12 protein-coding genes and 1 riboswitch are annotated in these 11,993 nt (G+C 39.2%); of the genes, 11 read left to right on the top strand and 1 reads right to left on the bottom strand.

The annotated features are described in order from the left end of the window. Positions 1-8 precede the first annotated feature (8 nt). From murQ to JF53_RS06960, 6 genes are all read left to right on the top strand, one after another. Entirely contained in the window at positions 9-929 is a 921-nt protein-coding gene (gene murQ, locus JF53_RS06985; RefSeq protein ID WP_053351198.1) for an N-acetylmuramic acid 6-phosphate etherase, read from the top strand. Position 930: 1 nt separating this feature from the next. Next, entirely contained in the window at positions 931-1,878 is a 948-nt protein-coding gene (locus JF53_RS06980) for a GNAT family N-acetyltransferase (protein ID WP_157052470.1), read from the top strand. A gap of 27 nt (positions 1,879-1,905) precedes the next feature. Continuing rightward, the gene (locus JF53_RS06975) at positions 1,906-2,775 is read left to right on the top strand and encodes a MurR/RpiR family transcriptional regulator (RefSeq protein WP_047979887.1); all 870 of its coding nucleotides are present in this window, start codon (positions 1,906-1,908) and stop codon (positions 2,773-2,775) included. Positions 2,776-2,837: 62 nt separating this feature from the next. After that, positions 2,838-3,797 (top strand): GNAT family N-acetyltransferase, encoded by a 960-nt coding sequence (locus JF53_RS06970; protein WP_047979886.1) that lies wholly within the window; start codon positions 2,838-2,840, stop codon positions 3,795-3,797. Then, entirely contained in the window at positions 3,797-4,843 is a 1,047-nt protein-coding gene (locus tag JF53_RS06965; protein ID WP_047979885.1) for a serine hydrolase domain-containing protein, read from the top strand. The genes JF53_RS06970 and JF53_RS06965 overlap by 1 nt, the downstream gene beginning before the upstream one ends. 5 nt (positions 4,844-4,848) lie before the next feature. Then, positions 4,849-5,397: a DUF402 domain-containing protein gene (locus tag JF53_RS06960; RefSeq protein ID WP_047979884.1), complete on the top strand. Its 549-nt coding sequence runs from the start codon at positions 4,849-4,851 to the stop codon at positions 5,395-5,397. Positions 5,398-5,726: 329 nt separating this feature from the next. On the opposite strand, the gene JF53_RS06955 is transcribed toward JF53_RS06960, so the two are convergent. Beyond that, the gene (locus JF53_RS06955; protein WP_047979883.1) at positions 5,727-6,185 is read right to left on the bottom strand and encodes a DinB family protein; all 459 of its coding nucleotides are present in this window, start codon (positions 6,183-6,185) and stop codon (positions 5,727-5,729) included. Positions 6,186-6,995: 810 nt separating this feature from the next. Here JF53_RS06955 and JF53_RS06950 point away from each other — a divergent pair. From JF53_RS06950 to JF53_RS06930, 5 genes are all read left to right on the top strand, one after another. Further along, positions 6,996-8,084, top strand: a complete 1,089-nt coding sequence (locus tag JF53_RS06950) for an ABC transporter ATP-binding protein (protein ID WP_236686922.1) — start codon at positions 6,996-6,998, stop codon at positions 8,082-8,084. 36 nt (positions 8,085-8,120) lie between these two features. Then, complete coding sequence (locus tag JF53_RS06945; RefSeq protein WP_053071834.1) at positions 8,121-9,188, top strand: ABC transporter substrate-binding protein; 1,068 nt, start codon at positions 8,121-8,123, stop codon at positions 9,186-9,188. Between the two features lie 118 nt (positions 9,189-9,306). After that, positions 9,307-10,092, top strand: coding sequence for an ABC transporter permease (locus tag JF53_RS06940; RefSeq protein ID WP_047979881.1), 786 nt, complete (start codon positions 9,307-9,309; stop codon positions 10,090-10,092). Beyond that, complete coding sequence (locus tag JF53_RS06935) at positions 10,089-10,940, top strand: ABC transporter permease (RefSeq protein ID WP_047979880.1); 852 nt, start codon at positions 10,089-10,091, stop codon at positions 10,938-10,940. Before JF53_RS06940 ends, JF53_RS06935 begins: the two co-directional genes overlap by 4 nt. Before the next feature lie 211 nt (positions 10,941-11,151). After that, a riboswitch (cyclic di-GMP riboswitch) is annotated at positions 11,152-11,237 on the top strand. A 126-nt stretch (positions 11,238-11,363) separates the two neighbouring features. Next, positions 11,364-11,897 (top strand): PilZ domain-containing protein, encoded by a 534-nt coding sequence (locus JF53_RS06930; protein ID WP_047979879.1) that lies wholly within the window; start codon positions 11,364-11,366, stop codon positions 11,895-11,897. Positions 11,898-11,993 lie beyond the last annotated feature (96 nt).

The raw sequence follows: 11,993 nt of genomic DNA, 5'->3' as shown, positions 1-11,993 counted from the left end.
AGGATGGTATGCAAATGAATAATTTATCAGCTTTGATGACAGAAATGAGAAATGAGCGTTCGATGACGATTGATAGCATGTCTACTTCTGATATATTAACGGTTATTAATCAGGAAGATCAGAAGGTAGCATTGGCGGTGCAAGCGGTATTGCCGGTTGTTGAAATGGCTGTTAATAAAATTTACGATTCATTGAAAAATGGTGGAAAGTTATTTTATGTAGGGGCAGGAACAAGTGGTAGACTAGGTATTTTAGATGCGGTGGAATGTCCGCCGACTTATAGTACACCACCTGATTTGGTGCAGGCGGTTATGGCTGGTGGTACAAGAGCAATTGAAAAGGCGGTTGAAGGTGCTGAGGATAGTGAACAATTGGGGGCAGATGACCTGAGGCAACGCGGTGTAACCGAGATAGATGTTGTCGTTGGGATTGCAGCAAGTGGACGTACTCCATATGTTGCTGGGGCACTTCAATATGCTAGGGGAATTGGTGCATCAACAGTGAGTTTGACGAGTAATAAAAATGCTGTTATTAGCAAATTTGCCGATGTGGCGATTGAGGTTGAAACTGGTCCAGAGGTGATTACAGGATCGACAAGGATGAAAGCAGCTACCGCACATAAACTGGTTCTTAATATGCTTACCACCGCAACGATGATTAAAATCGGTAAAGTGTATGAAAATTTGATGGTAGATGTGAAGGTAAGTAATCACAAATTACAGGAAAGAGCAATTAATATCGTATCGACAATCACCAATGTACCGTATGACCATGCGAAGAAAACATTGGATGAAACGAAGAATGAAGTAAAGCCTGCGATTGTCATGATTAAAACAGGGGTTACAGTGGACGTGGCAAGGAAAGCTATTCTTGATGCAAATGGTTTTGTTCGAAAAGCAATTGACATTGCAGAAAAAAGGGGAGTTTAACATGATCACTTACCGATGTTATCAGTCAGGTGATGAAGAAAACATTGTTGCGCTTTGGAATAGCTGTCTACCGAAGGATCCGATAACTGCTAGTAGATTTCGGAATCTAGTTTTATTGGATGCAAACTTTGATCCAAAAGGATTACAGTTAGCCTATGATGAGGACCGACTGGTTGGTTGTGTATATGGCTTAAGAAGATTACTCCCGATGATAGGAACAGATCTGGAAGAAGATAGTGGCTGGATTACGTTTTTCTTTGTGGCGAAAAAGTATCAGAACAATGGAATTGGAACAAATCTATTCCAAAATGTGGTAAAATTTTTAAAAGAGAATGGTAGAAAAAGTATATTCTTTTCTTCCTATGCACCGAATTATATTTTACCGGGATTGGATGAAGCTACTTATCCAGAGGGCTATCAGTTTCTGCAAAAGCAGGGATTTACTAGACTATATTCTCCGGTTGCAATGGACCTTAGTTTACTAGATTTTTATATGACAGAGGATATTCAACAGCTCAAAACAAAGCGAGAAGCGGAAGGATATACGTTTTCTATTGCAGAGGATAAGGATTTATATGAAGTAATTCAATTTGCGAACAAAGTGTTTAACCCAGATTGGGGTAGGGCAATTCGAGAAGGAATCCTGCAGGTTTTACCACTAGAGCGAATTCTAATTGCTAGGCACCAGGAAAAATTGGTAGGATTTTGTTTGTATGGTGGGTATGAAGGTGTTGGAGAGCGGTTCGGTCCGTTTGGTGTGGATCCAGAGCAGCAAGGGAAAGGACTTGGAAAGCTTTTGCTTCATGAATGTTTATTCCGCATGAAGGCTGAGGGGCTGCATAATGCTTGGTTTTTATGGACTGGGGAGAAAAGTGCAGCAGGACATTTGTATTTGAAAACTGGATTTGAAATAACTAGAACATTTCATGTGATGAAACTGGAATGTTAATGGGAATAGAGAAAGTGAGTTGAACGCATGTCTTACATGACTGGCGGCTTAACGATGTTAACGGAGATGTTACCTACGTTGCCTCCCTCAGAGAAAAAGATTGCATCGTATATCATTAGCCATCCTGAAGAGGCGATCAAGCTGACTGTTCAAGAACTTGGCAAAAGAAGTGAAACAAGTGGTGCTGCCGTTATACGACTTTGTAAATCGCTTGATTTAAATGGGTTTCAAGATTTGAAATTTCGTATTGCTGGAGATATCCAAAAGACAACGAATGAGGGATTCCGAGATATTAAACCAAATGAACCGTTGCAAGCAATTATTGATAAAATGACGAACAATAGCATCCAAACGATTCGTGAAACTGCTGAACTACTCAGGACGGATGAGCTGGAAAAAGCAGTTCATCTCTTATTACATGCGAAGAAAATTCACTTTATTGGTGTGGGGGCATCTGGGATTATTGCGAAAGATGCCGAGCAGAAATTTTTACGAATCAACAAAACAGTCCACGCATTTTCCGATATTCATATGGCGGCAACACTTGTTGCAAATGGTGATGAGGATGATGTCGTGGTAGGAATTTCGTTTTCGGGTGAAACGAAAGAGGTTGCAAAGATATTAGAGCTTGCCAAGATGAAAAACATGAAAACAATTAGTCTAACGAAATATGGTAGTTCTAAGGTGGCGGATCATGCTGATATTCGTTTGTATACGTCAGCAACGCGGGAACCGACATTTCGCAGTGGGGCAACATCATCACGAATTGGGCAACTACAGGTCATTGATATCCTGTTTATGCGTGTTGCGACTTTGAAATATGAGGAGACCGTAGAGTACATTGATGTGACGCGTGATGCAATTAATTTTATAACGATGAATGATAAGAAGAAGTAAGACAACATAGGAAGAGCTGACTCAATTGGGTTGGCTTATTTTATTAGATGGGAGGAAATGGGATGCAATTGAAGCCCTGGCGGAGTGTTAGACTAGAAGAACTAGTAGCATTATGGAATAAGGAATTAGAGGAACGCTTTCCAATGCGTAAGGAATTATTATTGCAGAATAGCTTTTTGGATGAAAATATTTCGTATGGTGGTTCGCGGATAGTTGTTAATGAGAAAGATCGTGTGATTGGCTTTGTTATTGTGAAATATGTAAAGGAAGAAACGCCAGTTAAAATGCGCGATGATATTGGCTGGATTCAAGCACTGTTAGTTGATTCAGCGTATCGAAAGCAAGGGATTGGTACACTGTTACTTAGGCATGCGGAAGAGGTATTGAAGGAAAAAGGAATGAAGGGGATTACGTTAGGCAGAGATACGTATCATTATTTTCCTGGTGTACCAAGTGAGGATAAGGAAACGGCACGGTGGTTTGAAAAACGAGACTACCAGCATTATGTAACCGATTATGATATGAAGTGTACGTATTTGGCTAGCGAAAAGCTTGCATGGCCAGCGATGCAAAATGTGGAATTTTTGCTTTTACAGGAAGGAGAAAAGGACGCATTATTAGATTTTATGCACCGTTGCTTTCCTGGTAGATGGGAGTATGAAGCCATGCATTATTTTAAAAAAGGTGGCACTGGCAGGGAGTTTGTCGTGGTGAAGGAGAATGGGAAAATTATTGGATTTTGCCGGATAAATGATGCTTTGTCACCTATAATGATGGGAAATGTTAACTGGGCACCATTGTTTGATGTCGATACGGTTGGTGGAATTGGACCACTTGGTGTTGCTGCTTCTCGGCGGAAGAATGGCTACGGGTTGGCTGTCGTGCGGGCAGCAGTGGCTGCTCTTCGGGAGCGTGGAGTGACGGATATTATTATTGACTGGACTGGTATTATCGACTTTTATAAGAAGTTGGGCTATGACATTTGGAAGAGCTATAAAGCATATAAAAAGGAGATTGGCTAATGCGGGAGAAGGTATTGCGATTTTTGCAAAAGGAAGTCGATTTGAATCATATTCCTGGTGCCGTGATTCATGTGTCCTATCAAGGGAATGTGTTATTGCAGGAGGCGATTGGTTACCGGTCAGTTTTTCCAGCAGAAGCTCCAATGAAACTGGATACGGTTTTTGATTTGGCTTCGTTAACGAAGGTTGTGGCTACGTTACCTGCGGTGTTAAAGCTGATGGATGTGGGGGAACTCCGACTAGATGACCGTGTTGCTTCCTTCTTACCTGCATTTGGCAGTCGAGGAAAAGAGGAAGTGACAATTCGGCATCTGCTAACCCATACATCAGGACTGCCAGCACATATAGCGTATTTTAAAGAAAAGTTGAATGCAGACCAGATACTAGATCGGATTTGTAACCAGCCTTTGAAAAATGCTAGTGGTTCCAAGGTGGTGTATAGTGATCTTGGGTTAATTACGTTGTATCACGTGATTGAAGTGATTACTGGTGAGCGCTTTGAGGATTATGTTGGACGTGAGATTTTTGCACCACTTGGGATGATGGAGACGGGTTTTAATCCTACCTTTGATAAAAGTCGATATGCGGTGATGGAGTATAGTGAACAGCTACAAGGCTATAAAGCAGGTATTGTCCATGATGAAAACACTGAATCAATGGGTGGCATTAGTGGGCATGCTGGACTTTTTTCCACTATTCAGGATTTATCAACGTTTGCTAGAATGATAGAACAGAATGGGATTTGCAATGGGAAGCGAATTTTATCGGAAGCGGGTTTGCGGCTTTCGAGGAAAAATTATACACCATTTGATGAGGAGTATCGTGGGCTTGGCTGGATATTGAAGAGTCCAACCTATTCATCTTGTGGGGATTATTTTTCCGATATGTCATATGGTCATACGGGTTTTACTGGAACTAGTATATGGTTTGACCCGGAAATGGAGTTGCATGTGATTCTGTTAACCAATCGCGTGCATTTTGGAAGAAAACCAGCGATATTAAGGCTACGGCCGAGACTACATAATCTAATTCGTTGTTATTTTTAGGGGAGATGGTTGTGGTGTTGAAAAGAAGATATGGGAATCGCCCTGATTGGAAACGAATCATTAAACGTGATTATGCGCAATCTTATTTTGATACGGAAGAATTCAGAGGTTATGTTTGTTTACTCCACACCGTTGAGGTTCGAGAACCATTGCATGTAAATTATGGGGAGAAGAAGTTATGTATTGTGGACGATGGCTATTGGTGGCTACAACAGTTTCCTAGTGGTGAAAAGTATTGCGTTACGACGATGTTTGATGCGGATGGGGAAATTGTGCAGTGGTATATTGATATTTGCCTTGAAACGGGCTTAGAGGAAGGCATTCCGTGGATGGATGACTTGTTTTTGGATATTATTGTGTTGCCATCAGGCGAGCATTTTTTAGTAGATGTAGATGAGCTTGATGATGCTTTAAATAAGGGAGTTATTGATCGGGCGGATTATGAGTTAGCATGGGATGAAGCGAAGCGGTTGATGAAGTTGATTGAGAAGCGGGAGTTTGGATTGTTGGATTTGGCGGAGGAGCATAAGAGGTTTTTTATAGATAAAGAGTGAATTTTGGGCAATGTGATTTTGCTATAAAAGAACCTTGAAGGGAAGTCCAATAGGTATAGGCTTTAACAGTCGCTGTTACGATTTTCGTCATGATAAATAGAAAATAACCGCCCCCACTACTGTGGTGTTGGCGGTTATTTCCATGTTCTATCTATTAGTCATAGTCAACCGCTTTTTGCGGTTTAGAATTGCTACTACCGAATGGTTGCCGCCACTCGGTTTTTCTATTTTTGATATATCATAATTTCGAATGTCTAAAACAGAAACGCTAGCTTTTTTAGGATTTTTCTAATCTATTTTTCGACAAAAATCGGGTGGTGACAGGCACCTTATTTTTCGTTTTCGTATACTTGTTTCATTGCTTTTAATTTTCCTAGTACTTCTGCTTCGCGGTGTGCGAGCATGATTAACAGATCTCCGTGTGTTTCTACATGGCTATGCGGTACTTTGAATTTTACGTTTGATTTCCAGAAAAGTTCATCGAAGCTGTTGATTCGGTTTTGCTGAACGAGTAAATTTTCTTTTAATTGGTCAAGTGTAGGTGGGGTAATCTTCCAATCAGATGATTTAATGTCCGAACTAAATAGCTCAGCATATTCAGTAGGAATGCTTTTCGATTTTTGGCTAACAAATAATAGTTTTTCATCAAAAAATAGTGTATTACCAATTTCCCAGCGCATGGTGTTTTCAAAGTATTTGAATTGATGATCAAGAATGTTTTCATCTAAATCCTCAATAAATGTAAGTAATGAAGTTCTTGCAAGGTTGAATTGTTTTAATTCAGACATAATAAATTCCTCCTATATAATCGTCGTACTTAGTATAGAGGAATGGGGGGGTAAATAAAAGTAAAGTGCCCGAGCGTGTGCTAGCAATCGTTATCGATTAGAATGTTGCTGGTGAGTAGTCACATGTTTTAGGTTCGGCATAACATGAGGATACTTCGGGATATATTATGGGAAGTTCGGCACAAATCGGTTTGCTTTCGGGTTAACTAAGAACTGGTTCGGGATTCCGGATTTGGTTCGGGATTTCTCCTCCGTGTTTCGGGAGTTCCTTATTCGAGTTCGGGACTTCTCACGCGACATTCGGGATTCCTCGCTCCGCTTTTGAAATCCCTAGCTACACAAGTAAATTTCCCAGCGCAATTCGACAAAAACCGGGAAGTGACAGGCACCTCTTTTGCACGGTGCTTGCTCCTGGTGACTTTTGCAATTTTTCTCTACACATTTTGTGGTTTTTGTAGTAAAATAGATTTTGTTAAATTTTTATTGCGATTTCGTGATAGAAGCAAGGATTTACTCATATATTTGCCTTGAAAGGAAAGATGGCATTTTCGCTAGTAGTTATTGCCTGTAAACCATGAAATTACATATAGTTTCACCTTTAACAGTACGCACCCAACGGGGAAGGACATTTACATGAAATGGGATCCTTTACCTGGTAGAGAAGGGTGTATTTTTAATGCCTAAAATTATGACTGATTGTCATTCTTTTTTCTAAGAATAGTTATGCGCAGGCAGGAAAAAGTAAAACGTATGGTAGACTCGCTAAAATACATAACTGTTCGATACATATAGTAAGAAATACTCACGGAAATGGAGGGATGCATGTTGGGTGTTCAAATGGTGCAATTGGAACATGTGACGAAGGAATTCGATGACACAACTGTCGTGGATGACTTGAATTTAGATATCAGAGCCGGGGAATTTCTGACCTTACTAGGTCCATCTGGCTGTGGTAAGACGACAACGCTACGCATGATAGCGGGCTTTGAAAAGCCAACGAATGGAAAAATCCTATTAAATGGGAAGCAAGTAGATGAGATGGAGCCTTATAAACGTGAAGTGAACACAGTGTTCCAGAGCTATTCCCTGTTTCCACATATGAATGTTTTTGATAATGTGGCATTTGGGTTAAAGATGAAAAAGGTTAGCAAAGACGAAATCACAGAGCGTGTGACAAGAGCATTAAAGCTTGTTCAGTTAGAAGCATTTGGGAATCGTAAGCCGAAGCAATTAAGTGGCGGACAGCAGCAACGAATTGCTATAGCTCGTGCAATTGTTAACAATCCTCAGGTATTGCTTTTGGATGAGCCACTTGGAGCATTAGATTTGAAACTGCGTAAACAAATGCAGTTAGAACTGAAACACTTACAGCAGACCTTAAACATTACGTTTATTTACGTGACACATGATCAAGAAGAAGCCTTAACTATGTCTGATCGAATTGTCGTTATGAATAGTGGTAAAATCGAGCAAATTGGTCTTCCTTATGAAATATATGAGCAGCCAAAGACACGATTTGTCGCAGACTTTATTGGCCAAACCAATATTTTAGAAGGTACTGTTACTGCTTTAAATGGAGAATCTGCGACGATGGAATTTGATGGACAAAGCTTTGAAATTCCGAATACAGCTGATGTGACGTTAAACGAAGAAGTATTTATCTCGGTTCGTCCTGAAAAAATGCAAGTTAGTAACACGCCATTTGATGGATCTGTCAATGTGAAGGGTACTTTTAAAGAGAAAATATACGTGGGATCTGTCACAAAGATTGTTGTTAGTATGCCGAATGGAAAAGAAATTACCGTTCATGAGGCACATGATAAAATCGCTGATTTAACGAATACTAATGATGTCTTTGTAAGCTGGAGTCCTAAAAATGCGGTTATTCTTAAAAAATAACATAGACTATAATTTTATGATTGGAGATGGGAAGGATTGAAAAAGTTTTTTGTGTTTGCATTATTTAGTATGTTGATTGTATTTCTTGCGGCATGTGGATCAGATGATGATGCCAATAATGCAGGTGGGGAAAAGGAATTAAGTGATGAGCTGCTTGTATTTAACTGGAGTGAATATATTCCACAGGAAGTTATTGATGGTTTTGAAAAAGAATTTGGAGTAGACGTTGTGTATTCTACATATAATTCAAACCATGAAATGCTGACAAAGGTACAAAGCGGAACAGTTGCTTATGACCTGGTGTTTCCATCTGATTATTATGTGAAACAAATGGTTGAAAATGATTTATTGCAGGAAATAGATTTCGATAATATTCCTAATTACGAGAATATCGCAAATGCATGGCGAGATATGCCGTTTGATCCTGAAAATAAATATTCCGTGCCATTTATGTATGGCTATGACGGAATTGCTTATAACAAAGAATTTATTAAAGAGCCACCTACTAGCTGGGAGGATTTATGGAACCCAGAATATGCAGGTAAAGTACTTCTTTTAGAAGAATCAAAAGAAGTATCGAACATGACTCAACAACTGTTAGGAAATGATATGAACGATCCTACGGAAAAACAATTAGAAGCTGGTGCAGAAAAATTAAAGGAATTAGTACCAAATGTATTAGCCTTTGATGCAACACCTTCAGATCGTTTAGTAAGTGGGGAAGCTTGGATTGCGCATGGCTATTCTGGTGCAGCTGCAACAGCTTGGTTAGAAAATCCTAACATAGATTTCGTTTTACCAGAAGAAGGTGGAATCGTGTGGTTAGATGCGATGGTCATCCCGGAAACGGCGAAGAATAAATACACTGCAGAGGTATTTATTAACTACTTGCTACGTCCGGAAGTAAGTAAAGAGTTATCAGAGTTTATTCCTTATGGTAATCCGAATGAAGAAGCAGTTAAAATCTTACCAGATGAAATCAAAAATAGCCCGGGAATAAACTTCCCAGAAGAAATTATCAAAAAAACAGAGTGGAATCTACCACTTGATGCAGATCGTACACAAATAATGAACCGTTTGTTCCAAGAAGCAAAGGTAGATTAAATTAGAATTGCATAAAGGAGACACTCTTTGGGATGTCTCCTTTCTTTATACATAAACTGGTCTCTGTCTGAATTCTAGCAGAGCTTATATTTTTAACAAGGGAAGGTAGGTGGAAAATGTGAGAAAACGAACGAAGAAGATTTTGTTTTCCTTTTCACTACTCGTCTTTTTATTCTTTTATATCCCAATTCTTTTTGTCATTATCTATTCATTCAATGATTCCAAGCTAGGAACCGTCTGGACTGGCTTCACCCTAAAATGGTATAGCTCCATTTTTGAAAACAGTCAGTTGATAGGTGCGACGATGAATAGTCTTTATTTGGCGGTTGTTTCCACCATTATTGCCACTATTTTAGGAACACTAGCCGCACTGGCGCTACATCGTTATACGTTTATTGGGAAAAAATCAGTGGAATTTCTCTTTTATATTCCAGTTGTCATTCCTGATATTGTTGTCGCGGTAGCCCTACTTGCGATATATGGAATCTTAAACATGTCACTAGGACTGAACACGGCGATTCCAGGTCATGTTGCGATTACGATTTCCTATGTCATGCTGGTTGTCCTAGCGAGATTATCTTCGTTTGATAAATCTCTAGAAGAAGCTGCAAAGGATTTAGGAGCAAACGAATGGAAAACATTTTGGAAGGTGACATTCCCACTTATTTTTCCAGGAATCTTAGCTGGAGCGTTACTTGCCTTTACGATATCACTTGATGAATTTGTTATTTCGTTCTTTACACTCGGACCTGGCGATAATACACTACCAGTACTAGTTTACTCGATGGTTCGATTAGGTGTTTCTCCAGAAGTAAATGTATTATCAACGTTTATTATTTTAATCTTGGTAATTGTAGTCGTGATCATGGGCTTACGAATGCGAAAAGGGGGAGAAGTTAAATGAGAAGAAGCTTCAAACAAGCATATATGCTGTTATCCCCTAGTCTGTTATGGTTAACCTTGTTTTTAGTTATACCAGTGGTGTTTATTGGCGTCATCAGCTTCACAACGAATGGTGATTTTGGAGCAATAATTTATCAGTTTAGTACGGAAGCCTACAGTGCAGCGTTTAGCTCGCTTTATGCAAAAGTCATTTGGCAATCACTGTGGTGGTCCTTTATTGCGACCTTAATTTGCTTATTCATTGCCTATCCATTTGCATACTTTATCGCCAACGCAGGTAAGTGGAAAAATTTATTGTTGCTACTAGTGATGGTGCCGTTTTGGACTAATTTACTGGTGCGTTTATATGCATGGATTATCCTGATGAATAATAATGGCGTTATTAATAATTTCCTAGTGGATACAGGAATTATAGAAGAACCACTGTCCTTAATGTATTCACCTGGTGGTGTTATCTTAGGCTTAGTGTATGGATTCCTTCCGTTTATGATATTGCCGATTTATTCATCGATTGAACAGCTGGATAAAACGTATTTAGAGGCTTCAGAGGATTTAGGGGCAGGGCCAGTTCGGACTTTCTTACATGTGACACTACCGCTAACATTCCCTGGAATCTTGGCTGGGTTTATCATTACGTTTGTTCCATCGATTAGTGTGTTTGTTGTGACCGACTTATTTACTGGTGGAAAATTACTGATGGTTGGGAATGTCATTCGTGATGCATTTTTAGTGGAGATGAACTGGCAGCTAGGTGCGGCATTATCGTTATTGTTGATGATCCTAGTGTTATTATCGCTGATGATTTTCATGCGGTTTACGAATCGGAAGGATCGAAAGTTGTTGGTATAAAAATGATGGTTAGGAAAAAGTATGCTATTTTTAGCGTGCTTTTTTTCTAAGTAAAATCAATAACTGATTAGGTCTTTATGACTACCTATCGGGGTTTATGGGTAGGTCTTTAGGATGGATTTCAGTAAAATGTGATATAATTTACAACTTTTATTAAAATATTGTCGAATTATGGAAATGTTTTTAGTATAATGGCACTAGACGTATAGGTTTTACGAAAAGGCAAACTTATCGAAAGGTAAGGACGCAAAGCAAAGGGCCTAAGGTTAAATGTGCTATGGCAGCCTAGCTACCGAAGAAAACTGGGACTGGATTGTGGGGAGAACCGTTATTCTTTGGGGTTCTCCTCTTTTATATGACGGTAATAGTCTCTAAATGAAATTAATCGTAAACCGATAATTTAGATAGAAATGAGGTGTTTCAATGGATACTAGAGTTTATATCATTATTCTGGCTGTTGTTTTTCTTCTATTATTAGTGTCATTATTTATTCTCATAAAAAAATTCTTTCATAGTCCCCATTCAGAATCCGCAGCTACGAATGAAACAAATGAGGAGTCAAGCGATCATTCCGGTAAAAATCTCAGAGAAAATTTTCGAGTTCCGCTAGAAGATGTATATTGTTTTGTTGAATTTCTTGATGTGGAAAACGAGGAATTAAAGCCGAAGTTCTTTAATGGCACCATGAAGAATATTAGCGCTGGCGGTGTAAAAGTTGTTTGTAATCATGAGTATCCAATACTAGATGATCTCAAGATCAAAATCCGGTTTACCTTACGCGATAGTATGTTTATTCTGAAGGGCAGATTGGTACGTAAGGAGACCTATCCAGAAAAAAATAAATTCGGATACGGTGTACAGTTCACGAGTCTTTTTGATGAGGAACGTGAGCTTTTGTATCAGATTTTGAATCGGATGGTGATTGAGAAGAAGCGGGAGAAATTGGTTGGGAATTAAATAGTTGTGGAATGGGTCTTTGGTTGTTGTGCCAGGGGCTTATTTTTTTGCCTAGAAACCAGTAGTTTACAAATGGGTTTACAGCTACCGATAAAA

The sequence above is a fragment of the Ornithinibacillus contaminans genome (genome assembly GCF_001038425.2).
In the GTDB taxonomy this organism is placed as follows: Bacteria; Bacillota; Bacilli; order Bacillales; family Amphibacillaceae; genus Ornithinibacillus; species Ornithinibacillus contaminans.
Note: the sequence above shows the minus strand (reverse complement) of the source record. Positions and strands in the feature narration are given on the sequence as shown.

Coding starts and splice junctions, on each gene's coding strand:
- murQ (WP_053351198.1), top strand. CDS start 9: ATGCAAATGAATAATTTATCAGCTTTGATGACAGAAATGAGAAATGAG.
- JF53_RS06980 (WP_157052470.1), top strand. CDS start 931: ATGATCACTTACCGATGTTATCAGTCAGGTGATGAAGAAAACATTGTT.
- JF53_RS06975 (WP_047979887.1), top strand. CDS start 1,906: ATGTCTTACATGACTGGCGGCTTAACGATGTTAACGGAGATGTTACCT.
- JF53_RS06970 (WP_047979886.1), top strand. CDS start 2,838: ATGCAATTGAAGCCCTGGCGGAGTGTTAGACTAGAAGAACTAGTAGCA.
- JF53_RS06965 (WP_047979885.1), top strand. CDS start 3,797: ATGCGGGAGAAGGTATTGCGATTTTTGCAAAAGGAAGTCGATTTGAAT.
- JF53_RS06960 (WP_047979884.1), top strand. CDS start 4,849: ATGGTTGTGGTGTTGAAAAGAAGATATGGGAATCGCCCTGATTGGAAA.
- JF53_RS06955 (WP_047979883.1), bottom strand. CDS start 6,185: ATGTCTGAATTAAAACAATTCAACCTTGCAAGAACTTCATTACTTACA.
- JF53_RS06950 (WP_236686922.1), top strand. CDS start 6,996: ATGGAGGGATGCATGTTGGGTGTTCAAATGGTGCAATTGGAACATGTG.
- JF53_RS06935 (WP_047979880.1), top strand. CDS start 10,089: ATGAGAAGAAGCTTCAAACAAGCATATATGCTGTTATCCCCTAGTCTG.
- JF53_RS06930 (WP_047979879.1), top strand. CDS start 11,364: ATGGATACTAGAGTTTATATCATTATTCTGGCTGTTGTTTTTCTTCTA.